The organism is Halomonas sp. TH-94 (assembly GCF_057473365.1).
The window spans coordinates 1-22,879 of record NZ_JBYCKL010000109.1; the positions used below are offsets into that span (position 1 = coordinate 1).

A 22,879-nucleotide genomic window follows, 5' to 3' on the forward strand; every position below is an offset into this window, starting at 1 on the left:
CCCAAGGTGAAGGTCGAGGTCGCCGTGGACGACTCACGCGTCGAGAGCGTGCTCGACGCCATCTGCAGCGCAGCCAATAGCGGCAAGATCGGCGATGGCAAGGTCTTCGTGACGCCGCTGGAGGATGTGATCCGCATCCGTACCGGCGAGCGTGGCGCCGAAGCCGTTTGATCGCAATAACGAGAACAACGGAGAAACTCCCATGAATGAACTTGCAGAGTTGAGCTACGCGCTCGACACCTTCTATTTTCTGATCTGTGGCGTGTTCGTGATGTGGATGGCCGCCGGCTTCTCGATGCTGGAAGCTGGCCTGGTACGCGCCAAGAACACCGCGGAAATTCTGACGAAGAACATTGCCCTGTTCGCCATCGCCTGCACCATGTACCTGCTGGTGGGCTACGCCATCATGTACTCCAGCGACGCCGGCGGCATCCTGCCCAACCTGGGCGTGTTGATCGGTGGCGAAAACAGCGTCGATGCAGTCACTGCCGGTGGCGAAGACGCCCCCTACTACTCCATGCGCGCCGACTTCTTCTTCCAGGTGGTCTTCGTCGCCACTGCCATGTCGATCGTCTCCGGCGCCGTGGCCGAGCGCATGAAACTGTGGTCCTTCCTCGCCTTCGCCGTGGTCATGACCGGCTTCATTTACCCGGTGTCCGGTTACTGGACATGGGGTGAGGGCTGGCTCGACGAACTCGGCTTCTCCGACTTCGCCGGCTCCGGCATCGTGCACCTGGCCGGTGCGGCCGCAGCGCTGGCCGGCGTGCTCGTTCTTGGCCCGCGCAAGGGCAAGTACGGCAAGGACGGCAGCATCCATGCCATTCCGGGCGCCAATCTACCGCTGGCCACTCTGGGCACCTTCATCCTGTGGATGGGCTGGTTCGGCTTCAACGGTGGCTCGGAGCTCAAGCTCTCCGATGTAGCCTCGGCCAACAACGTGGCACAGGTACTGGTCAACACCAACGCTGCGGCAGCCGGTGGTGTGATCGCCGCACTGATCCTGGCCAAGGTCTGGTTCCGCAAGGCCGACCTGACCATGGCACTTAACGGCGCCCTGGCCGGCCTGGTGGCGATCACCGCTGAACCGCTGGCGCCCACCGCGCTGGGTGCGACCCTGATCGGTGCCGTGGGCGGCATTATCGTAGTAGGCGCCATCGTCACTCTCGACAAGCTGAAGATCGACGATCCGGTCGGTGCCATCTCGGTGCACGGCATCGTGGGTATCTGGGGCCTGCTGGCCGTACCGCTGTCCAATACCGATGCCGGCTTCGGCGCCCAGATCATCGGCGGAGTAGCGATCTTCGCCTGGGTCTTCGCTGCCAGCCTGGCCGCATGGCTGATCATCAAGGCCATCATGGGCGTGCGGGTCAGCGAAGAAGAAGAGTACGAAGGGGTCGACCTTGCCGAGTGCGGCATGGAAGCCTATCCCGAGTTCAGCATCGCCAAGGGCTACGGCAGCAGCGGCGGCCGTCCGCAGTCCGGCGGCTACGCCGCTGGGGCAGCCGTTGGTCAGCCTCGCGCAGAATGAAACATCCTGGCTTTACCGGGCTCCCTGCGGGGAGCCTTTTTTCTTCCAGCCAAGGGCGGTGTATGCTTGAGACCAACTGATCGCACCCGCTCGGGTTCGAGCGACGAACCCCGCAAGACAATGAGGAAACAGATCATGAAACTGGTGACCGCCATCATCAAGCCGTTCAAGCTCGACGACGTACGCGAGTCGCTTTCCGAGATCGGGGTACAGGGCATCACCGTGACCGAGGTGAAGGGCTTCGGTCGCCAGAAGGGCCATACCGAGCTCTACCGTGGCGCCGAGTACGTGGTCGACTTTCTGCCCAAGGTGAAGGTGGAGATCGCCATCGATGACGATCTCGTCGAGCAGGTGATCGACGCCATCACCCAGGTGGCCAATACCGGCAAGATCGGTGACGGCAAGATCTTCATCACCCCACTGGAGCAGGTGATCCGGATTCGTACCGGCGAAACCGGCAAGGATGCGGTGTAACAGCCGAAGGCAATAAGCAAAACCCACGACCGCCAGGACGTGGGTTTTTTTGAAGCTCGGCAAGCCCCGAAACGTGGGCGAGCGTCCCTTTTTACTTCTCGACGAAGGCGCGCTCGATCACGTAATCCCCCGGCTCGCCCATGCGCGGCGAGATATTGAAGCCCAGGTCGTCGAGCAGCGCGCTGGTCTCGTCGAGCATTGCCGGGCTGCCGCAGATCATGGCGCGGTCCTGCTTGGGATCCATCGGCGCCACGCCGGTATCCTCGAACAGCTTGCCGCTGCGTATATGGTCGGTGAGGCGGCCCATGGTATGGAAATCCTCCCGGGTCACGGTGGGGTAGTAGACCAGCTTCTCGCGGATCTCGTCGCCCAGGTACTCGTGGGCCGGCAGCTCCTTCTGGATGAAATCGGCATAGGCCAGCTCGCTGACGCTGCGCACGCCGTGTACCAGAATCACCTTCTCGTAGCGCTCATAGACTTCCGGGTCCTGGATCAGGCTCATGAACGGAGCCAGGCCGGTCCCGGTGGAAAGGAAGTAGAGGTTGCGTCCCGGCAGCAGGTCATCGGTGACCAGGGTCCCGGTGGGCTTGCGGCTGACCATGATCTGATCGCCTACCTTGAGGTGCTGCAGGCGTGAGGTCAGCGGGCCGTCGGGCACCTTGATGCTGAAGAATTCGAGATGGTCCTCGTAGTTGGGACTGGCAATGGAATAGGCCCGCATCAAGGGCTTGCCGTTCACCTCGAGACCGATCATCACGAACTGACCGTTCTTGAAGCGCAGGCTGCGCTCGCGGGTGGTACGAAAGCTGAAGAGGGTATCGTTCCAGTGGTGGACGCTGAGAACTTCCTCTAACGCAAACTTGCTCATGCCGGCTCCTGTCTATTCCAATTTCGAATAACGCAAAGGGCAAATCGATTTGCTTGCATTATAAGAGCGCAGGGTTTATCTGTTAATTGGATTGTATGGATAACCTTTATCCAGTCTACTGATATAGATCAACAACGAGTCGTTTGATGCACTTCACTCTGCGCCAACTCGAGGTCTTCGTCGCCGTCGCCCAGCACGAGAGCGTCTCCCGCGCCGCGCGGGCGCTCTCCATGTCCCAGTCGGCCACCAGTACCGCCCTGGGGGAGCTCGAACGGCAGTTCGACTGCCAGCTGCTCGATCGAATCGGCAAAAAGCTGCGGCTCAATGCGCTGGGCTTCCAGCTGCTACCCAAGGCCGTGGCACTGCTCGATCGCGCCGAGGAGATCGAGGAGATCCTGCATGGCCAGCAGGGCATCGGCTCGCTCGACGTGGGCGCCACGCTGACCATCGGCAACTATCTGGCGACGCTGCTGATCAGCGACTTCATGCAGCGCCACCCGGGGAGCCGGGTGCGCCTGGCGGTTCGCAATACGAGGGAAATCGTCGAGCGCGTGCGTCAACACGAGCTCGATCTGGGACTCATCGAGGGGCACTGCGAGGACGAGGACATCATCACCCAGCCATGGGTAGAGGACGAGCTGTCGGTGTTCTGCTCCCCTCGCCATCCGCTGGCCGGACAGGGGCCCGTCGAACTGGAGCGGCTGCTGCGTGAGGCGTGGATCATGCGCGAGCAGGGCTCCGGCACGCGCATGACCCTGGAGCAGGCCGCTCGGCACCGGCGCGGCCGCTTCAATACGCTGCTGGAGCTGGAGCACACCGAAGGCATCAAGCGGGCGGTGGAGTCGGGGCTCGGCATCGGCTGCGTATCCAAGCTGGCGCTGCGCGACGCCTTTCGCCGCGGCAGCCTGGTGCCGATCCCCACCCCGGAGCTCGACCTGAGCCGCCAGTTCGCCTTCATCTGGCACCGCCACAAGTACCTGGCCACCGGCATGCGCGAATTCCTGCGCCTGTGTCGACAGATGACCGAGGGGGCCAGGCGCAGCGACGAGATCGACCTGCCGCCGGTGTCCTGACCCCGTCCCGCTAGCGGTCGCGTAGCTTGAAGCCGCCCACCACGCTGGCCAGGCGGTCGGCCTGTTCGCTGAGCTGTTCGGCGGCAGTGGTCGACTCCTCCACCAGCGCCGCATTCTGCTGGATCGTGCGGTCGAGATCGGCCACCGCCACGCTGACCTGGCCGATACCGTCACTCTGCTCGCCGGCGGCCATACTGATTTCACCGAGCATGTTGGCCACCCGATTCACGCTGGCCACCAACTCGCCCATGCTCTCTCCGGCACGCCCAACCAGCTCGGCACCGCTGGCGACACGCTGAGTCGAGGCATCGATCAGATGACGAATATCACGCGAGGCCTCGGCGCTACGCGTGGCCAGTTGGCGCACCTCCCCGGCGACCACGGCGAAGCCGCGCCCGTGCTCGCCGGCCCGTGCTGCCTCAACCGACGCATTGAGCGCCAGCAGGTTGGTCTGGAAGGCAATACCGTCGATCACCTTGACGATTGCGCCAATCTTTTCCGAGGAGCGGCTGATCTCGTCCATGGTGCTTACCACCTGATTGACCGTCTCACCCGAACGCTGCGCCACTTCGGCGGCCGACTTCGACAGGCCGTTCGCCTCCCGCGAGGACGCCGAGGTGTGCTCGACCGTCGCCGAGATCTGCTCCATGGAAGCCGACGTCTGCTGCAGGCTGGCGGCAGCCTGTTCGGTGCGACGCGACAGGTCCTCACCGCCGCTGGCAATCTCGCTGGACGCCAAGCGCACCGATTCACTGCTGTCACGCACGTCGACCAGCACGTCATGAATCTTGTCGACGAAGGCATTGAACTGGATCGCGAGTTCGGCGCTTTCGTCGCGCCCGCGCACCGGCAGCCGTTGGGTCAGGTCACCTTCACCGGAAGCGATATCGCGCATGCGGTCGGCCAGCAGGCGCAGCGGACGTGAGACCCGAGTGCCGACCCACCACAGCGCCGCGAGACCCAGTGCCGCCAGCAGCAGGCCGACCAGCGCCATGCCCAGCGTATCGCCACGTCGCTGCTCGCCCAGCATCGCCTGCAGCGCGGCAAGCTCCGCCATGACCGCCTCCTCGGGTAGCCGGATCAACAGCGTCCAGGGTTGCTCGCTGGTGCCGATGGTGAAGGGCTGATAGCGCTCCAGCACGCCGTTGCGCGTCAGGCCGACGCTTGAACCCGCCGTCTTTGCCTGGTCGAGAGCCGTCATGACCTGGCTGTCGAAGGTATCGTCCGCCGCCGCGCCGAGACGCTCGGCATCGGCGGTATAGGCCACCAGTCCCCCACGCCCCGCCACCAGAGCCATTTCACCGGCACCGGCATAGAGTTCGGCATTGGCCTGCAGCAGCAGTTCCTGAATGAAATCCAGCGAGAGGTCGACCCCCGCCACACCACGAAAATCGCCGTTCACCAGGATCGGTACGTTGAACGAGGTCACCAGCAGCGTCTCGCCGCCGAAATCATAGGGAGCCGGGTCGATGATGCAGGGAACGAGGGACTCGCGCGGGCAGAGATAATATTCGCCTTCGCGCACGCCGCTGGAGAGCACTTCGGTGCTCTCCATGGTAGTGCCTAACGGCAGCACTTCCACCTGCCCCTCCCCGGTGCGGTACCACCAGGGCATGAAACGGCCGCTACCGTCATAGCCGTCGCTCTCGCCGAGATCGGCATACAGCGCATCACGGCCGAAGGCATCGGGCTCCCAGCCGATGTAGGCATCCAGCAGCGAGGGGTTCTGGACGACGGTCTGACGCACCAGGTTGGAGAGTTCACGCCGGCTCAGGCCGAGGGCCGTACGGCCGCTGTCATCCTGCATACCCATCAGCGCATTGGCATTGGCCAGCTGAGTCGCCAGGGTCAAGGCGTGCTCAAGCTCACGCTGGATCCGCCCGGCCTCGGCCTCGGCCAGCACCTCCAAACGTTCATCGATACCTGCCTCGAGCAGTTCGCGGGTATGGGTTTCGACCGTTTGCTGGGTGCGTGCCGATGAGAAAAGGCCGTAGACGACCAGGGCAGCGACCACGATCAACAGGCATGGCCCGGCCAGCAGGACCACGAACTGGCGTATCGACTTGAGATGCATGGGCGTTCTCACTGAAGGGGGGAATCGAGATGCAGCGAATCTCCGCCGCCAATGCTTCCCTTATCGGCAAGAACGCCCTTTTCTTGAGGCGAGAGTCTTGCAGCGCCGTCATTCAGCGCATGTCACTGACCGCCTTCTGGATATCGCCCAGCGGCGCTTTGGAAAGGTCCTTGTCGAGGGTATGGATGATCAATTTGCTGGTCGGTCCGTCAATCTTGTCGCGCAAGACGCCCAGAAACCGAGGCGGCGCGACGATGATCAGCTTGTCCATGCTGTTGTCGACCCTGGCCTTGTAGATGCGCTCGGCAATCTGCTTGGCGAAAATCTCCGCCTCGCGATCCAGGGCTACACTGTCGCCCCGGCTGGAGCGCCGGGTGTGAGAGGTCGACTCATCGACGGCTCCCGTCTCGCCGGTGACCAGATCTCCCTCATGCAGACGCCCTTCGGCGTGCACCAGGTTCTCCTTTTCCTCCAGCTTCAGCGCATCGCGCGTGAACACGCGTGCTCGAGCCGCATCGGCCACCACGATATACGTTGTCATAGCCTCTCCTTGATGCAATGTATGGGAACGCCCGCAACGGGCACTCGCCTTCAACATGGCAATGGGTGCCGCACAGGTCAACCGACGGAAGCCTAGAGCACCTTGCGCCGCAGCAGCCCAGTCACCGCCTCGCCGATCAGCACCAGGACGACAATGGCGATCAGGATGGTGGCCACCGTGGGCCAGGCGAAGGTATCGATGGCGCCCTGCAGGATCACCCCGATGCCGCCGGCCCCCACCAGACCCAGCACCGTCGACTCGCGGATGTTGATATCCCAACGCAGGATGACGATGGCGAAGAAGGCCGGCATGACCTGAGGCACGATGGCGTAAGCAATCACCTTGGCCTTGGAGGCACCGGTGGCTTCCATCGCCTCCACCGGGCGGCGATCGATCTCCTCGATCGCCTCGCCCATCAGCTTGCCGATGAAGCCGATGGAGCGAAACATGATGGCCAATATCCCCGCCAGCACACCGGGCCCGAAGATGGCCACGAACAGCAGTGCCCAGATGATGGTATTCACCGAGCGGCTGGCCACCAGGATGAAGCGTCCCAGCCACAGGCAGGCGCGGTTGGGGGTGGTGTTCTGGGCCGCGATATAGGATACCGGCAGGGCAATGAAAATCGTCAGCGCCGTAGCCAGCGTGGCGATGTGTACGGTTTCGAGCAGCGCACTGACGATAGCGGCAAGCCGCGAGGGGTCGGGCGGCCACATGCGCGCACCCAGGCTAGAGATCTGATTGGGTGCGTCCCACACCCAGGGCCAGAAGATGTCGATGTCGCGTACCGCCCAGTAAACCACCATCGCGGTAACCAGCAGCACGGCGTAGCGAATCAATCGCTGCTTGCGGTCGTAACGTTGCCAGACGCGGTCGGCCAAGGCACCGGCATGATCTACCATATCTTTTTCCTCACCCAGCCGCTGATACCTTCACTGATCAGAATCACCGCGATGATCGTGAGCAGGATGGCAAAGGCGAAATCGTAGTCGTAGCGACCGAAGGCGTTCATCAGCGTACCGCCGATGCCGCCGGCACCGACGATACCGACCACCGCAGAAGCGCGCAGGTTGCTGTCGAGCTGATACATGGAGAGACCCACCTGGCGCGGTAGGATCTGGGGAAACACGGCGTAGATAAGCGTTGCCAGGTAACCCGCCCCGGCGGCCTTCATCGCCTCGACCTGCCCCCAGTCGATCTCCTCGATCTCCTCGGCGAGCAACTTGCCGACGAAGCCGATCGAGTAGATCGTCAGCGTGAGGATCCCGGCCAGCGGGCCGAAGCCCACCGCGGCGACGAACAGGATGGCGACGATCACCGGGTGGAAGCTGCGCGAAATGATGATCACCGCACGCCCCAACAGATAGATGGGTTTGGGTGCGACGTTCTTGGCCGCCATCACGGCAAAGGGGATCGACAGCGCCACCCCGAGCAGCGTGGCCAGGATGGCGATCTGGAAGCTCTCCTTGAAGCCGGTGATCAGCAGGCCACTGCGCTCGAAGCTGGGCGGAAAACCGCCGCCAAAGATACGCGCCGCCCGCGGCAGGCCCTCGCTGATGCGTGCCCAGTTGAACGGCAGCGAGCCGAAGGCCCATACCAGGTAGACGATCACCACCAGCCACAGTCCATAGCGCAGCAGCGGGTTGGCGATGAACGGCGGCTTGCGCCAGGTGCGCGGCGCGGCGTGGTCAGGGGGCGTCATGGGTGACCTCCCGCCCCGAACGTCCGGGCTCCTCGGTGATCTCGTCCTCGGCCGTCTCGATACCGCCGTAAATGGCGTCGAGCGCCTCCTTGTCGAAGTCGGCGGGCAGGCCATCGAAGATCATCCTGCCGTGGCGCAGCCCGACGATACGTTCGGTATAGGCCTTGGCCTGGGCCACGTTGTGGATATTGATCAGCACCGGCAACGAGAGCTCGCTGGCCAGGCTCTGCAGCAGCTTCATGATCTGCTCGGAGGTGCGCGGATCGAGGGAGGCCGTCGGTTCGTCCGCCAACAGGATCTCGGGCTCCTGCATCAGCGCCCGCACCACGCCGACCCGCTGGCGCTCGCCCCCGGAAAGTTCGTCGGCACGCTTGTTGGCGTAGTGGGCGATGCCCACCCGCTCCATCAGGGAGAAGGCACGCTCTATGTCGCTTTGCGGGTAGCGTCGGGTGATCGCCTGGAACAGGTTGACGTAACCGAGCCTCCCGGCCAGCACGTTCTCCATCACCGTCAGCCGGTCGATCAGGTTGAAGCCCTGAAAGACCATGCCGATCTTGCGCCGGGCGCGACGCAATTCCCCCCCGCGCAGGTTGACCAGTTCGTTACCGTTGAGCTTGATCGAACCGGAGGTAGGTTCCACCAGGCGGTTGATACAGCGCAGCATGGTGCTCTTGCCGGCGCCGGAGGCGCCAACGATCGAAACCACGCTGCTACCCTCAACCTTGAGGTCCAGCTCCTTAAGCACCGGCTCATCCCGGCCGTAGCGCTTGACCAGCTTCGTGATTTCCAGCATTCACCCACCTCGTGCAACAGGGAAACAGAGAGACGCCCCCGGCCAGGCCGGGGGCTCAGGCTTGCTCGTGCCCGGGATTACTCCTGCTCCAGGTCCTCTCGGGTGTAACGCACGTCATTGGCGGCCTGGATGGTACGAATGACCTCCCAGTGCTCCTGGTAGTTGATGGGGATGAACTTCTCCACACCCTCGAACTCCTCACCCAACGCGGTACCTGCGAAGTCGAAGCTGAAGAAGGCCTCCTCGATCTTCTCGACAAGGTCGGGGTGCAGGTTGTGGGCGTAGTTGTAAGAAGTAGTGGGGAAGCGGTCGGATTCGTAGATCAGGCGCACGTCCTCTTCGTCGTAGAGGCCCCGCGCCGCCATGCGTTCGACCACCTCGGAAGCCACCGGGGCGGCATCGTAGTCGCGAGCGACCACGCCGAGCATCGACTGGTCGTGGCTGCCGGAATAGACGACCTCGTAATCCTCGTCGGGCACGATGCCGAGCTCGGGGAACAGCGCCCGTGGCGCCAGGTTGCCGGAGTTGGAGGTCGGCGAGGTGTGAGCCACACGCTTGCCCTTCAGGTCCTCCATCTCCTCGATATCGGAATCGACGTGGGTGAAAACCTGCAAGGTATAGCCGAACTGGCCGTCGTCCGACCCCATCAAGGCAAACGGTACCGCCCCTGCCAAATTCACGGCGAAAGGAGTCGGTCCGGTGGAGAAGCCGGCAATGTGCAGACGACCGCTACGCATGGCCTCGACCTGGGCCGAGTTGGACTGCACCGCGAAGAAGCGCACGTTGCGCTCGGTCACCTCTTCGAGATGATCGATGAAGGGCTGCCAGATATCGCTGTAGATGGCTGGATCCTCGACCGGCGTATAGGCGAAGATCAGCGTGTCCGGGTTGGCCCACTCCGACTCGTCGGCAGGGCGGTCGGCGACCATGTTGCCATCCTCGTCGCAGTACAGGTTATCCAGGTCGCCACGCGGGCAATCGGCCTGGGCCTGGGCCGATGCCAGCAGTGCCAGGGGCAGCAGGCCGGTCAAGGCCAGGGAGCCCAAAGGGAAACGGCGGGAAAGCTTGGAAGTTGTCATTGGCGTGTCTCTCTGTATCACTGTAGTTATTTGAGTCGATGTCGTCATAGGGAGTATGGCAGGATCGAAGGATTCGGGTGACCCTACTCGCCTGCTCGGAAGCGAACATGCAAGAGCCATAATGATCGCAAACGAAACTAACCACCAATCTAGGTAGTATGACAATACGATGTCAAACCGATTTCACGACGTCCCGGGTCAACGCAGCAACCGCTACCTGTTGATGCGACATGGCCATAGCCAGGCCAATGAAGCACACCTGATTATCAGCACACCGGCTCGGGGGCTCGGTGGGTTCGGTCTCTCCAAGCAGGGCGAAGCCCAGCTCGACGCGCTGCTCGCCGACTGGCGCTGGCCGGTACCGACTCGTATCCTGCACTCCGACTTCCTGCGCACCACCGAAACCGCCGAGCGAGTGGCCACTCACTTCGGCCTCGAGCGACAGCCCGAGCCACGCCTGCGTGAGCGTGATTTCGGCGTCCTGGAAGGCTTGCCGGACAGTCACTACCCGGAGGTGTGGGCGCATGATGCCCGCGACCCGGAGCATGGGGAGCATGAGGTGGAGAGCGTTGCCAGCGTTGCCGCACGCATGCAAGACGTGATCGCAGCCCTGGAGCGGACGCTGCGCCAGGAAACCGTGCTGCTGGTCAGTCACGGCGACCCGCTGCAGATCATGTTGACCGCCCTGGAAGGACGTCCGCTGAGCGAGCATCGTGCCCGGGTTGCACTGCTGCCAGCCAGCATCACTATGCTCGGATAAGCGCAAAGTACGGTTTCACGACGTATCGGCTGACGCTCGTCGCGTTCTGGGGTAGCATCTTTTGACCGGCAGGGATGTCGGTCACTTCATCGTACTGCGTCAACGGGAGGAGCCCGATGCGACAGTTGCAGCGTTGTCACCATCCAATAGCGCATCGCGTACTGGTTTGCTTACATCTGCTCGTGCAGCTGGGCCTGCTGGGCGCCGCCGCACTGTGGCTAGTGCCGCGCACCCCTTGGCTTGCCGCCGTAGAGTGGAGCCAAGCCTGGCCCAGCCTGGCATTGGGCACCGGCCTCTGGTTGGCGGCGGCACTGGGCCTGCGCCTGGTCATCGAGCTGTGTCTGAACGCCGTCCAACGAAAGGAACGGGAAGGCTTCGCCCCTCACGAGATGGTCACTCGCTCGTTCGAGCGGCGCCCTGCCGTACATGATGCCCAGGCAGCCTGGACCAGCGAGGCTCGCGCCATCGAGACCGAGCCCAGCGTGCTGGGACGGGCACGCGTGACGCGACCCGCCGAGCCCCTCAAGCCGCAGGAGAGCGCCTGAGCGCCATGCCCATGGCCGACGCATAGCGGCCGGACCCGGCTCGGGTCCGGCCGTACGCGTTCAGTGGCCGAGGATCTGGCTGAGGAACAGCTGGGTACGCTCCGACTGCGGGTTGTTGAAGAAGGCCTCCGGCGCGTTCTCCTCAATGATCTGGCCCTGATCCATGAAGATCACCCGGTCGGCCACGGTCTTGGCAAAGCCCATCTCGTGGGTCACGCAGAGCATGGTCATGCCTTCGCGGGCCAGCTCGACCATGACATCGAGCACTTCCTTGATCATCTCCGGATCGAGCGCCGAGGTAGGCTCGTCGAACAGCATCACCTCGGGGTGCATGCACAGCGAGCGGGCAATCGCCACGCGCTGCTGCTGGCCACCAGAGAGCTGGCCCGGATATTTCCTGGCCTGCTCGGCGATCTGCACTCGCTCGAGATAGCGCATGGCCAGCTCCTCGGCCTCGCGACGGGGCTTCTTCTGCACCCACATCGGCGCCAGACAGCAGTTCTCCAGTACGGTGAGGTGCGGGAAGAGGTTGAAGTGCTGGAACACCATGCCCACGTTGCGGCGGATCTGTTCGATTCGCTTCACGTCCTGGGTCAGCGGCACGCCGCCGACCACGATCTCGCCGGCCTGATGCTCCTCCAGGTGGTTGATGCAGCGAATCAGCGTCGACTTGCCCGAGCCCGAAGGCCCGCAGATGACGATGCGCTCGCCGCGCTTGACCTCGAGATCGATGTCGCGCAGCACGTGGAAGTCGCCGTACCACTTGTTGACGCCGCGCATCTCGACCATGAGGGTCTCGGCGCCGGCCCGGGTTGCCTGTTCGTTCATTGTTTTCATTCCTTACCGCTTATGGCCGGTATGCAATTTACGTTCGAGATACTGGCTGTAGCGCGACATGCTGAAGCAGAAGATCCAGAACATGAACGCGGCGAACACGTAGCCCTCCAGGGCAAAGCCCAGCCAGCGGGAGTCCGACAGGGCCGCTTGCACGATGCCCAGCAGGTCGAACAGCCCGATGATCATGACCAGGGTGGTGTCCTTGAACAGCGAGATGAAGGTGTTGACGATGCCGGGAATCATCATCTTCAGCGCCTGGGGCAGCACGATAAGGCCCATTCGCTTCCAGTAGCCCATGCCCAGCGCTGCCGCCGCTTCTTCCTGCCCCTTGGGAATCGCCTGCAGCCCGCCGCGTATGACCTCCGCCATATAGGCGCTCTGGAACAGGGTAATGCCGATCAGTGCACGTACCAGACGGTCGACACTCATGCCGGTGGGCAGGAAGAGCGGCAGCATGACCGAAGCCATGAACAGGATGGTGATCAGCGGCACGCCGCGCCAGAACTCGATGAACACCACACAGAAACTCTTGACGATGGGCATCTGCGAACGCCGGCCCAGGGCCAGCAGGATGCCGATCGGCAGGGCCGCGACCATACCAACCACCGCAAGAATCAGGGTCAGCATCAGACCGCCCCAGCGGTGGGTTTCCACCACGCGCAAACCGAAGTGACCGCCGTACAGCATGAAGTAGGCAAACACCGGGAAGGCCAACAGCGTCGCCAGCGCCACCCAGCGCTTGAACGGAAGTCGCGGAATGGCCAGCCAGGCGATCAGCACCGCGAACGAGGCGAAAACGATATTGACACGCCACAGCTCGGTGCGCGGATAGAGCCCGTAGATGAACTGGGTCAGGCGGGCGTTGACGAACACCCAGCAGGCTCCTTCGCGGGAACAGTCATCACGGCTGGTCCCTACCCAGTCGGCGTTGATGAACGCCCACTGGATCGTCGGCGTCAGCAACACATACAGCAGGTAGAACCCCAGCAGAGTGAAAACGGTATTGACCGGCCCGCTGAACAGGTTGGCTCTCAGCCAGGCCAGTGGCCCCACCGTGTTCTTTGGCGCAGGGCGCGCGTCGATCATCTTGAGTTGAATCGTCATGGCGCCTCTCCTAGCGTTCCACCAGCGCCACGCGGGCGTTGAACCAGTTCATGAACATCGACACCAGCAGGCTGATGATCAGATAAACCGCCATGGTCATGGAGATGACCTCGATCGCCTGGCCCGTCTGGTTGAGCGTGGTACCGGCAAACACCGACACCAGGTCGGGGTAGCCGATGGCCGTGGCCAACGAGGAGTTCTTGATCAGGTTGAGGTACTGACTGGTCAGCGGCGGAATGATCACGCGCAGTGCCTGGGGCACGATCACGAGACGCAACACCAGTTTCTGCGGCAGGCTCAGCGCCTGGGCCGCCTCGGTCTGGCCGTGGGAGATCGCCTGAATGCCGGAGCGCACGATCTCGGCGATGAACGACGCCGTATAGATGGAAAGCGCCAGCCACAGAGCGAGGAATTCGGGGATGATGGTGATGCCACCGCGGAAATTGAAGCCGCGCAGCTCAGGTACGTCCCACGTCACCGGCACCCCGGTTGCCACCAGCACCAGCAAGGGCAGACCGAAGATCAGGGCCAGCGAGATCCAGCCCGCCGGCAGACGCTTCCCGGTGGCCTCATGGCGGCGCTTGTTCCAGACGACCAAGGCGATGCTGGCCACGATGGCCACGACAAAGGTCAGTGGAATCAGCCCGAAGCCCGATTCGAACAGCGGCTCCGGCAGGTAGAGACCCCGCACGTTGAGAAAGATGACCTCGCCGAGGGAGTAGCTGTCCCGCGCCGAGGGCATGGTGCGCAGCACGGCGAAGTACCAGAAGAAGATCTGCAGCAGCAGAGGAATGTTACGGAAGATCTCGATATAACCGCTGGCCAGCCGTGCGATCAGCCAGTTGGGCGACAGCCGGGCGATACCCACGGTAAAGCCGATGATGGTAGCCGCCACCACGCCCAGAGCGGACACCAGCAGGGTATTGAGCAGGCCCACCACGAACGTGCGGCCGTAGGTACTCTGCGACGAGTACTCGATCAGACTCTGGCCAATGCCGAAGCCTGCGGTTCTTTCGAGAAAGCCGAAGCCGGTAGTGATGCCACGAGCGGCCAGGTTGGCCTGGGTGTTACCGATGATATAGAGCAGGAAGGCGGCGACAGCGGCGATCAGCAAAACCTGAAAGATCAACGCACGCTTTGCTCGATCACGCCAGAAAGGAGGTTTTGGGCCCAGCGTATGGGCCTTGGGTCGAACGGACATGAAGGGACTCTCCGCCTGGATCCGTCAAGCAGTTGTCAAACCCCGACCCGGAAGATCCGAGTCGGGGCACAGTTGGATCGAGGCACTTATACGGTGTCTCGGACGGCTTGATCAGCGAATCGGCGGAGCGTACTGAATGCCGCCTTCGGTCCACAGTGCATTGATGCCACGCTCGATCTGCAGCGGGGAGTCCATGCCGACGTTGCGGTCGTAGCTTTCGCCGTAGTTACCCACCTGGCTGATGATGTTGTAGGCCCAGTTGGCGTCGAGACCCATGCCCTCGCCGTAGTTGCCGTCCTGACCCAACAGGCGAGCGATGTCCGGATCGTCGGAGTTGCGCATTTCGTCGACGTTGTCCTGGGTGATACCCATCTCTTCGGCGTTGAGCATGGCGAACAGCGACCATTTGACGATGTTGAACCACTGGTCGTCACCCTGACGCACCACCGGGCCCAGCGGCTCCTTGGAGATGACTTCCGGCAGGATCACCGACTGATCCGGGTCGGAGAGCTGAATGCGCAGTGCCGCCAGCTGGGAAGTATCGGAGGTCAGCACGTCGCAGCGTCCGGCCTCGTAGCCACCCACGGTCTGCTCCGAGGTATCGAATACGATCGGATCGAAGGTCATGCCGTTGGCGCGGAAGTAATCCGCCACGTTGAGCTCGGTGGTGGTGCCGGACTGAACGCAGACCGCCGCGCCGTCGAGATCCGTGGCGCTGGAGACGCCGAGGTCGCGATTGATCATGAAGCCGATACCGTCGTAGAAGTTCACGCCGGCAAAGTTCAGACCCAGGGTGGTGTCGCGGGTGGTGGTCCAGGTGGTGTTGCGCGAGAGTACGTCGACCTCGCCGGACTGCAGCGCGGTGAAGCGCTCGACAGCGTTCAGCGAGATGTAACGTACGGCTTCGGCATCGCCGAAGACCGCTGCTGCTACGGCACGGCACACGTCGACGTCCAGCCCCTGCCAGTCGCCCTGATCGTCCGGTGCGGAAAAGCCGGGCAGGCCGTCACTCACGCCACACTGAACTGCACCACGGTCGATGGTGGTCTGCAGGGTGTTGGCCGAGGCCGTGGCGGCCGCACCCAGTGCCAGTGCCGCTGCGGAAGTGAGCAGAAGCCACTTGTTCTTGTTGTCGCGCATGAATAATTCCTCGATGTTCTTGGTATACGTGGACGATGCATGCCTGAGCATGTGCCAGCACCTTAGCAAGGTTTATTCCAGTACGGGGATAGTACAGGCAAAACACTTATTCAACGGTCGCGCTCAAGGCGATCCGGCCTGTAACGTCGCACCGCTTTAGTGCATGAAAATACTGGAACTCGTCTTGGTGCACGGGAAGGAGGCATAGAACAGGGAGAAAAAGAAAGGCCCCGAAAGTTGAATAGGCATCCAACCTTCGGGGCACAGTTCACGGGAGGCGCTGAACGCTACTTGACGAGGCGCGTCAGTGGCGGATCAGGTAGTCGAAGGCTCCCAAGGCAGCCTTCGAGCCCTCACCCATGGCGATGACGATCTGCTTGTAGGGCACGGTGGTGACATCGCCGGCAGCAAAGATGCCGGGCACCGAGGTCATGCCGCGCTCATCGATCACGATCTCGCCGCGCGGGGAGAGCTCGATCGAGGAGTCGGTCAGCCACTCGGTGTTGGGCACCAGGCCGATCTGCACGAAGATGCCCTCGAGCTCGAGCCGCTTGATTTCGCCGCTGGCGCGTTCTTCGTAGGTCAAACCGTTGACCCGCTTGCCATCGCCGTTCACTTCGGTGGTGCGCGCCCCGAGAATGATGTCGACGTTGGACAGGCTGCGCAGCTTCTTCTGCAGCACGGCGTCGGCACGCATCTCGTCCATGAACTCGATCAGCGTCACGTGGCCGACGATGCCGGCCAGGTCGATGGCCGCCTCGACCCCGGAGTTGCCGCCACCGATCACCGCCACGCGCTTGCCCTTGAACAGCGGGCCGTCGCAGTGCGGGCAGTAGGCCACGCCCTTGTTGCGGTATTCGGCTTCGCCGGGCACGTTCATCTCGCGCCAGCGGGCGCCGGTGGAGAGGATCAGCGTCTTGCTCTTGAGGCTGGCGCCGGACTCGAACACCACTTCGTGCTCGCCGCCCTGATCGGCCGCCGGCACCAGCTTCACCGCACGCTGCAGGTTCATGATGTCGGCCTCATACTCCTTGACGTGCTGCTCCAGCGCCGCGGCCAGCTTGGGGCCTTCGGTGTAGGGCACGGAGATGAAGTTCTCGATGGACATGGTATCGAGCACCTGGCCGCCGAAGCGCTCGGCCGCCACGCCGGTGCGGATGCCCTTGCGTGCGGCATAGATGGCCGCCGCGGCACCGGCCGGGCCACCGCCGACCACCAGAACGTCGAAGGCCGCCTTCTCGTTGAGCTTGGCCGCCTCGCGCTGGGCCGCGCCGGTGTCGACCTTGGCCAGGATCTGCTCGAGGCTCATGCGCCCCTGGTCGAAGAGTTTGCCGTTGAGGTAGATGCTCGGCACCGACATCACCTGACGCTCTTCGACCTCATCCTGAAACAGCGCGCCGTCGATGGCGACATGGCGCACGCCGGGGTTGAAGATCGCCATCAGGTTGAGCGCCTGCACCACGTCGGGACAGTTCTGGCAGGAGAGCGAGTAGTAGGTCTCGAAGTACAGCTCGCCGTCGAGAGCCTTGATCTGATCGAGGGTGTCGTCGCTGACCTTGGGCGGATGGCCCCCCACCTGCAGCAGCGCCAGCACCAGCGAGGTGAACTCGTGGCCCATGGGAATGCCGGCGAAGACCAGGCCGGTCTCCTCGCCGGGACGATTCAGGGCAAAGGAGGGCTTGCGCGCATCCTCACCGTCCAGGCGCAGGGTGATCTTGTCGCTCAGGCTGTCGATGTCCTTGAGCAGCCCGTGAAGTTCCTTGGACTTGGCGCCGTCATCGAGGGACGCGACGATCTCGAACGGCTGAGTGACCTTTTCCAGGTAGGCTTTTAGCTGACTTTTCAGATTGTCGTCCAACATGACAGCGGGTTCCTTCATGTCTGGCTCATGAAAAAAACGGCAAGACGATACCGAGTGCGCAGACCGGAGTCAGCGCAGGCGGCAGCTTGCACGTCTTGGAAAGCGTGCCCGGGCAGTGCCTGCCCGGGCGGGAAACGCATGCGAGACCAGAGCAGTCTCGCGGGACGCTGGTTCGCTTAGATCTTGCCGACCAGATCCAGGGACGGAGCGAGGGTCTCTTCGCCTTCCTTCCACTTGGCGGGGCAGACTTCGTTCGGGTTGTTGCGCACGTACTGGGCAGCCTTCAGCTTGCGCAGGGTTTCCGTGACGTCGCGGGCGATGGCGTTGTCGTGGATCTCCAGGGTCTTGATGATGCCGTCCGGGTCGATCACGAAGGTGCCGCGCAGGGCCAGACCGGCTTCTTCGATGTGCACACCGAAGGCGCGGGTCAGCTGGTGGGTCGGGTCACCGACCAGCGGGAACTTGGCCTTGCCAACCGCCGGAGAAGTCTCGTGCCACACTTTGTGCGAGAAGTGGGTGTCGGTAGTGACGATGTAGACCTCGGCACCGGCCTTCTTGAACTCCTCGTAGTGCTCGGCGGCGTCCTCGACCTCAGTCGGGCAGTTGAAGGTGAACGCGGCCGGCATGAAGATCACCACGGACCACTGGCCTTTCAGGTTCTCGTTGGAGAGCTCGACAAATTCGCCGTTGTGAAAAGCGGTGGCCTTGAACGGCTGGACTTCGGTGTTGATCAGGGACATTCAGTGATGCTCCATGTCTTGGTGGATGATCCTAATACGGGGCATATCATATCCATCGTAACCGATAGGCGAAAATTGATTGCCGCCATGGTTCCGATAACGCTTGTCTATGGAGGCACCGCCCGCTCATTGCAAGGTAACGGCCTCGCCTTGACGATTCAGTGCCAGGAAACTCTGGGTATTGCCCATCTGCAGCGACTGCACCATACGCTGTAGATGATGCTCGACCTCGTCGCTCGTAGGGGCCTGGTGGCCCTTGCCTGACAAAGCACCGACGAAGACGACGTCCCACTCGATCTCGGTGCGCTGTGACTCGGCCACCAGCGCCTGCATGTCGCTCAGTTCGTCCGGCGCCTTGTCCACGCACAGGACCGGCGTCAGCACGCCGCCTTCGCCTTGCTCGAAGCCCCGGCGCTGCTCGGGGGTGGGGTTGTCAGGCAGCTCGGCGCGAGTGAACACGAACAGCAGCCGCTGCGGCTCGGGTTGGTGCCGCGCTTCTTCCAGCAGATCGGTAAAACGGGAAATGGCCAAGTCAGTCCTCCAGCAGTTCGCAGTCCGGCAGATGCCACTACGATAGCGCATCCCGTCATGCGGGGTGCAAGCGATCAGAGCGACCAATCGACGCGCAGGGCCGCCTCGTCGAGCGGCCAGGTGCCCACCGCCTGAGTCTCGCCGCTTTCTGCTACCGTCACGTGACTATGGGCCAGCTGATGGCGCAAGCTACCCAGCAGCCGCTCGAGGGCCTGGCGCTCGTCACCGCTGATCGCCACTATCGCCGTGCCGGGCAGCGTCCAGGCCCGCGCCTGACCGTGACGCGCCATTTCCGCCACAGTGGCGTCGAGTCCCCGCTGTTCGAGCCAGGCGGCGACCTGTTCGGTCAGCCCCACCACCACCAGCGGCGCCGCGTCCGTCGATGCCGCCTCGGCGTCCGGCAGCGGGTGAGCCAGTGCCCTTCTGACCGGCTCGGCCAGCGCGACATCCAGCGCCAGCAGCCGACTTTCGGGGTCCAGCGCCACGCTTCGGAGTATTGGCGGCCCCTCCAACTGGCGCAGCAGGTCGAAATCCGGATCGATGCGCAGCGACAGCGGCTCATGAGCAAGTGCCAGCGAGAACTCGGCCCGATGGCCGTCGAGCGGGATAGATCGTCGTTCCATACCGGCGACGGTGTCGATCACCAGCGGTACATGAAGCGGCCAGGGGGCATGTGCCCCGGCCTGCTTCAGAACGCCCTCTATCATCCAGCCGTCCTGGGTCTCGCTACGCGTGGCCTCGACGTCGAGAGCTGGGCGCCCCGGCCGCTGCGTCCAGGCTTCGACAAACGCCTGCAGCGGCTCGTCGGCGGCCTCGCTCAGCGCCGCCGCGAGATCGTCCCAGGCGGCCTCGCGGTGCATGTAGCGCTCGGCAAAGCGACGCAGCCCCGCGTCGAAGGCCTCGTCGCCGATATGCTGACGCAGCATGTGCAGCAACATGGCGCCGTGCTGGTAGCCCAGCAGTCGCAGTGCCGGGTCGCGCTGGCCCTGGAAGTCGGCTGGGCGGCGGTCGAAGTCGTCAGGCAGCGCGGCAAGGTCGAGCAGCCAGCGCCGGCGGGTTTCCCGCGCCTCGCCGCGGGCTTCGTCGAGTGCATAGTCGGCCAGGTAGGTGGTCAACGCCTCGGCCCAGTTACCGCGAGAGTAGTCAACCAGCACGCCGGCGCCCCACCAGGCGTGCATCAGCTCATGGGCCAGCGAGGTACGCGGAATGAACGGCAGCGGAATGACCCGCTCGCCGAGCAGAGTGAATCCAGGATAGGCCAGCCCGACCGGTGCCGGTGTGGCGGCAACGGTGAAGCTCGCGTAGGGGTAGGGGCCCACACGTCGGGAGAAACGCTGCAGATAATCGGCACTGTGCTCCAAATAGAGTTCGGCATGAGCGTCGTCCAGCGATTCGGGAAACAGCGTGCGCAGCCACACGCCATCCACCTCGCGACTGCGCTCCTGCCAAGGGCCGACGGCCACTTCCACCACCGCCGTACGTGGATGTACATGGAGGACGGAGTAGCCCGATTCCTCTACCCGTGGCGCACCCTGCAGCGGGCCGGTGCCTACCGCCCGCTGCCCCGACGGCACCGCAATACGCAGCGACAAGGCAAAGGGGCCCAGGCCCTCGAAGCGTGGGTACCAGCCGCCATGGGCGGGCAGCAGGCTGCCTCGGGGCGAGACCATGAGGCGCTCCTGATCGTCGAGCCGCCCCTGCCAGCGCAGCGTCAGCGCCTCGGTTCCCGGCGGCAGCGACAGCCGGTGACTACCCTCGCTGCCGGTTGCCACCTCCAGCGCCACACCATCGGCTTCGGCCGCTACCACCACGAGGCCGGACAGCAGCGTGAATTCGCTCGCAGCGGGCGGCGGGGCGAGCAGCATTTCGCCCTCGAGCCACCCGCTGGCGGGGGCCAGCGAAACCGCGAGATCGACCTCGGGCAGCGCTTCGGCCTGCGTCGTCGCGACGCCGAAGAGCTGCGCGGCCAACACCAACCCCGTCAACCTGCTCCGCAGCCAGCGCGGCACGTAGCGATTGGGCATGCTCAGTCTCCGCCATCGCGAGGCGGAAAGCGTGCCAGCACCTCACGCTGCTCATCTCCGCGGCGAATCTCCAGCGGCAGCAGGGTGCCGGGGTGCTGGCGCTGCACCAGCTGGGTGAGATCGGCAGGCCTCGTCAGCCCTTCACCGGCTGCTCGCAGAATGATATCGCCCTCCTCGAGACCGGCCTGCTCCGCCACCGAACCGGGCAGTACGCCATGTACCGCCACCCCTTGCGCGTCGGGCACCAGATAGATTCCCAGCTGCATGGGTGCCTGCAGCGGCTGCGGGGTATCGGCCAGGGCGAACACGGCCTGTGCCAGCCCGGCGGGCGGTGGCTCGCACGCTTCGGCGCCTACCGCCCATGGCAGCAAGGTGGCGTGTGCCTCGACGCCCAAATCATCGAGCTGGTGAGGTACGCCGTGCTCGTACTGCAGATGCCCCTGGCCGATCAGGCCGACCGTGAGCGCACCCTCACCGGCAGCTTCGGCCAGCCCGGCGGCCATGGCACGGTCCCATACGAGCTGCGCGGCGATGAAACGCTCGAGGCTCTCCTCATCTCCTGAGGTGGGGTGCTGGGCATGCACGGCAGCCAGGCGCTCGCGATAGTCGGGCAGCGCCTCGGCCGGTGCGGAGATTCCGAAGCGCTCGGCTTCCGGCACCGCCGCCCAGCCCTCACCGGCCAACCGGCCGCGCAGCTCGGGTGTCACATTGATCGCCTTGAGTGGCACCTGGTTGAGACGCGCAAAGTGCAGTATCGGCAGGTACAGCGCAGGATCGAACCCCCAGGCGCGGCGCCAGTTGCTGGCAGCGAGAAACTCCGCCTCATCCAGCTCGCCCGCCACCCAGGCGTCCAGCGCCGGCTGGGCCTCGCGGGGCAGCATCTCCAGGCCGATGATCATGTTCGGACGCAGCGCATGTAGCCCGGCCAGGGTGTGCAGCTGCCAACGATGGTGATCCATGCGGTCGTGCTGTTCGCCGAGCATCACCACGTCGCGCTCGGCCAGCTCAGCGAACAGCGCCGCCGAATCGAGGCGCTCGCCGCCGGGCTGATGCCATACCCCCGGCGCCGGGCAGGTAGCAGCTTGCAGCGGCAAGGCCACGAGGCAGGCAGACAAACAGGCCGAGAAAGCCAGCCCACGGAACAAGACGGTCGGATAGCGCATCGGCATCTCCCTTTTTAGGCTGCCTCCATGATGGCGCATTCGACCGTGTCAGGCAGCCTCTTCCTTGATATCCAGCGCTTCCGCCTGCTCGAAGTGAAACTCCAACTGCGTCGGCTCCAGGCGCGGGTCGAGCTCGGTGAAATGTGGCGTTTCCATGGCAGGTACCGCCACGAAGGGCTCCTGTTCGACCTCTTCGAGGGGCTCGCCGGCGCGCCGACGCAGGCGCAGCGCAACGAACAGCGCCAACGCGAGCGATGCCCCACCGAGGAAAACCCACAGCCCGTCGGGTCCGATCGCCTGCATCACCAGTGAGGCCGAGAAGGGGCCGATGATCGAGCCGATGCCATACCAGATCATCAGCTTGGCATTGGCGGCGACGATCTCGCCGGGCTCCAGCCAGTCGTTGGTATGAGCCAGACTGAGGGCATAGAGGGTGTGCAGCATGGCGGTATGGAAACAGGCCACCACCACCAGCATCAGGAAATCGACCCGCGCCAGCATCGACACCAGGACGCCGGAGATAGACATCACCACGGCCATGCCCAGAATCACCTTGCGCCGGTCGACATGGTCGGAGAGTCGTCCGAGCCCCCACTGGGCGAACAGCGCCACCATGGTAGTGATGGCCATGAAACGGGCCGTCTCGCCGGTCGTCAGGCCGATCTCCTGACCGTAGAAGGGGGTCATGGCAAAGAAGGACTGCACCATCAGCCCGGCGGTGAAGGCCCCTACCAGCCCCACCGGAGCGCGCTTGAACAGCGTCTTGAGGGGTATCTTGCGGGGCTGGATGTCATGGGTCTGGCGCGGTCCGTGGATACGCACGATCGACAGCGGCACCAGC

The 22,879-nt window shown here is 63.8% G+C and carries 23 protein-coding genes; 6 read left to right on the forward strand and 17 right to left on the reverse strand.

All coding sequences use genetic code 11. The features are described from left to right. The 3 genes from AC2VNO_RS18500 to glnK all read left to right on the forward strand — a co-directional run. Positions 1 to 171 (forward strand): P-II family nitrogen regulator (locus AC2VNO_RS18500; RefSeq protein ID WP_486935525.1); only part of this gene is annotated, 171 nt, incomplete at its 5' end. A 31-nt stretch (positions 172 to 202) separates the two neighbouring features. Beyond that, positions 203 to 1,528, forward strand: coding sequence for an ammonium transporter (locus tag AC2VNO_RS18505; protein ID WP_486935508.1), 1,326 nt, complete (start codon positions 203 to 205; stop codon positions 1,526 to 1,528). A gap of 135 nt (positions 1,529 to 1,663) precedes the next feature. Then, complete coding sequence (gene glnK / locus AC2VNO_RS18510) at positions 1,664 to 2,002, forward strand: P-II family nitrogen regulator (RefSeq protein ID WP_086509163.1); 339 nt, start codon at positions 1,664 to 1,666, stop codon at positions 2,000 to 2,002. Positions 2,003 to 2,093: 91 nt separating this feature from the next. Here glnK and AC2VNO_RS18515 read toward each other — a convergent pair whose 3' ends face one another. Then, on the reverse strand, positions 2,094 to 2,870 hold the full coding sequence (locus AC2VNO_RS18515) for a ferredoxin--NADP reductase (RefSeq protein ID WP_228574018.1): 777 nt from the start codon (positions 2,868 to 2,870) through the stop codon (positions 2,094 to 2,096). A 146-nt stretch (positions 2,871 to 3,016) separates the two neighbouring features. Between AC2VNO_RS18515 and AC2VNO_RS18520 the strand changes: the two genes are divergently transcribed. After that, positions 3,017 to 3,943, forward strand: coding sequence for a LysR family transcriptional regulator (locus AC2VNO_RS18520; RefSeq protein ID WP_228574020.1), 927 nt, complete (start codon positions 3,017 to 3,019; stop codon positions 3,941 to 3,943). A gap of 10 nt (positions 3,944 to 3,953) precedes the next feature. Here AC2VNO_RS18520 and AC2VNO_RS18525 read toward each other — a convergent pair whose 3' ends face one another. From AC2VNO_RS18525 to phnD, 6 genes are all read right to left on the reverse strand, one after another. Next, the gene (locus tag AC2VNO_RS18525; RefSeq protein ID WP_486935509.1) at positions 3,954 to 6,017 is read right to left on the reverse strand and encodes a methyl-accepting chemotaxis protein; all 2,064 of its coding nucleotides are present in this window, start codon (positions 6,015 to 6,017) and stop codon (positions 3,954 to 3,956) included. A gap of 112 nt (positions 6,018 to 6,129) precedes the next feature. After that, entirely contained in the window at positions 6,130 to 6,558 is a 429-nt protein-coding gene (locus tag AC2VNO_RS18530; protein ID WP_486935510.1) for a host attachment protein, read from the reverse strand. 92 nt (positions 6,559 to 6,650) lie between these two features. After that, positions 6,651 to 7,460, reverse strand: coding sequence for a phosphonate ABC transporter, permease protein PhnE (gene phnE / locus AC2VNO_RS18535; RefSeq protein WP_486935511.1), 810 nt, complete (start codon positions 7,458 to 7,460; stop codon positions 6,651 to 6,653). Continuing rightward, a complete protein-coding gene (gene phnE, locus AC2VNO_RS18540) occupies positions 7,454 to 8,260 on the reverse strand; it encodes a phosphonate ABC transporter, permease protein PhnE (RefSeq protein WP_486935512.1) in 807 nt (268 codons plus the stop codon). The genes phnE (AC2VNO_RS18535) and phnE (AC2VNO_RS18540) overlap by 7 nt, the downstream gene beginning before the upstream one ends. After that, entirely contained in the window at positions 8,247 to 9,053 is an 807-nt protein-coding gene (phnC, locus tag AC2VNO_RS18545; protein ID WP_486935513.1) for a phosphonate ABC transporter ATP-binding protein, read from the reverse strand. Before phnC ends, phnE (AC2VNO_RS18540) begins: the two co-directional genes overlap by 14 nt. Before the next feature lie 77 nt (positions 9,054 to 9,130). Beyond that, positions 9,131 to 10,132, reverse strand: a complete 1,002-nt coding sequence (gene phnD / locus AC2VNO_RS18550; RefSeq protein WP_486935514.1) for a phosphate/phosphite/phosphonate ABC transporter substrate-binding protein — start codon at positions 10,130 to 10,132, stop codon at positions 9,131 to 9,133. 169 nt (positions 10,133 to 10,301) lie between these two features. On the opposite strand from phnD, the gene AC2VNO_RS18555 reads away from it, so the two are divergent. Then, positions 10,302 to 10,892: a histidine phosphatase family protein gene (locus AC2VNO_RS18555; protein WP_486935515.1), complete on the forward strand. Its 591-nt coding sequence runs from the start codon at positions 10,302 to 10,304 to the stop codon at positions 10,890 to 10,892. Between the two features lie 116 nt (positions 10,893 to 11,008). Then, positions 11,009 to 11,437, forward strand: coding sequence for a hypothetical protein (locus AC2VNO_RS18560; protein WP_486935516.1), 429 nt, complete (start codon positions 11,009 to 11,011; stop codon positions 11,435 to 11,437). Positions 11,438 to 11,497: 60 nt separating this feature from the next. Here AC2VNO_RS18560 and AC2VNO_RS18565 read toward each other — a convergent pair whose 3' ends face one another. From AC2VNO_RS18565 to AC2VNO_RS18610, 10 genes are all read right to left on the reverse strand, one after another. After that, positions 11,498 to 12,226 (reverse strand): amino acid ABC transporter ATP-binding protein, encoded by a 729-nt coding sequence (locus tag AC2VNO_RS18565; protein ID WP_486935526.1) that lies wholly within the window; start codon positions 12,224 to 12,226, stop codon positions 11,498 to 11,500. A 51-nt stretch (positions 12,227 to 12,277) separates the two neighbouring features. Continuing rightward, the gene (locus AC2VNO_RS18570) at positions 12,278 to 13,378 is read right to left on the reverse strand and encodes an amino acid ABC transporter permease (protein WP_486935517.1); all 1,101 of its coding nucleotides are present in this window, start codon (positions 13,376 to 13,378) and stop codon (positions 12,278 to 12,280) included. 10 nt (positions 13,379 to 13,388) lie between these two features. Then, the gene (locus tag AC2VNO_RS18575) at positions 13,389 to 14,579 is read right to left on the reverse strand and encodes an amino acid ABC transporter permease (RefSeq protein WP_486935518.1); all 1,191 of its coding nucleotides are present in this window, start codon (positions 14,577 to 14,579) and stop codon (positions 13,389 to 13,391) included. A 111-nt stretch (positions 14,580 to 14,690) separates the two neighbouring features. Next, on the reverse strand, positions 14,691 to 15,719 hold the full coding sequence (locus AC2VNO_RS18580; protein ID WP_486935519.1) for an amino acid ABC transporter substrate-binding protein: 1,029 nt from the start codon (positions 15,717 to 15,719) through the stop codon (positions 14,691 to 14,693). 304 nt (positions 15,720 to 16,023) lie between these two features. Then, positions 16,024 to 17,580: an alkyl hydroperoxide reductase subunit F gene (gene ahpF / locus AC2VNO_RS18585; protein WP_486935527.1), complete on the reverse strand. Its 1,557-nt coding sequence runs from the start codon at positions 17,578 to 17,580 to the stop codon at positions 16,024 to 16,026. Between the two features lie 176 nt (positions 17,581 to 17,756). Continuing rightward, complete coding sequence (gene ahpC, locus AC2VNO_RS18590; RefSeq protein WP_486935520.1) at positions 17,757 to 18,320, reverse strand: alkyl hydroperoxide reductase subunit C; 564 nt, start codon at positions 18,318 to 18,320, stop codon at positions 17,757 to 17,759. A gap of 126 nt (positions 18,321 to 18,446) precedes the next feature. Beyond that, positions 18,447 to 18,851 carry a ribonucleotide reductase subunit alpha gene (locus tag AC2VNO_RS18595; RefSeq protein ID WP_486935521.1) on the reverse strand — a complete coding sequence of 135 codons (405 nt, stop codon included), beginning with the start codon at positions 18,849 to 18,851 and terminating at the stop codon, positions 18,447 to 18,449. A gap of 74 nt (positions 18,852 to 18,925) precedes the next feature. Further along, the gene (locus AC2VNO_RS18600) at positions 18,926 to 20,875 is read right to left on the reverse strand and encodes a M1 family metallopeptidase (protein WP_486935522.1); all 1,950 of its coding nucleotides are present in this window, start codon (positions 20,873 to 20,875) and stop codon (positions 18,926 to 18,928) included. A gap of 2 nt (positions 20,876 to 20,877) precedes the next feature. Continuing rightward, entirely contained in the window at positions 20,878 to 22,038 is a 1,161-nt protein-coding gene (locus tag AC2VNO_RS18605; RefSeq protein WP_486935523.1) for a ChaN family lipoprotein, read from the reverse strand. Positions 22,039 to 22,086: 48 nt separating this feature from the next. Further along, the coding region (locus tag AC2VNO_RS18610; RefSeq protein ID WP_486935524.1) for an MFS transporter at positions 22,087 to 22,879 on the reverse strand (793 nt) is incomplete at its 5' end.